Source organism: Vibrio rubrogenes, from assembly GCF_059641415.1.
Genome location: NZ_JCARSY010000123.1, coordinates 1 through 440 on the forward strand (window position 1 = coordinate 1; position 440 = coordinate 440).

General features: G+C 58.4%; 1 protein-coding gene. It reads right to left on the reverse strand.

All coding sequences use genetic code 11. The annotated features are described in order from the left end of the window. A partial coding sequence (locus AC55NX_RS20835) for an AMP-binding protein (protein WP_496997469.1) occupies positions 1-440 on the reverse strand: 440 nt, incomplete at both ends.

Sequence of the window (440 nt, forward strand, 5' to 3'; positions counted from 1 at the left end):
ACGGTTGCACCGCCATATAGCCGTTATTCAGCACCAGTCTGGCAATAGCCCGATGTGGTACGACGACACCTTTCGGCTGACCGGTCGAGCCTGAGGTGTACATCACATAGGCCGGGGTATCACCACTGACCTGCACAGAAACTGCTTCATCACGGGTTTCATTGAGCAGCGACGGCGTCATCTCTAAGACATGCAGGGACGGGTAATCCACCGCAGTACCGGATTCCGCGAGCACCACGGTTGCACCGCTATCGTGTAACACATAGTCCAGTCGCTCCGCCGGGGCATTCGGGTCAAGCGGTACATACACACCGCCACATTTAAGAATCGCCAGCTCCGCCACCACTAAGGCGGCTGAACGCGGCAAGCGCACCGCAACCCGCTGTCCCGGAATCACCCCAAGCATTTGGAGTCGATGTGCCAGCGCATTAGCTCGCGCT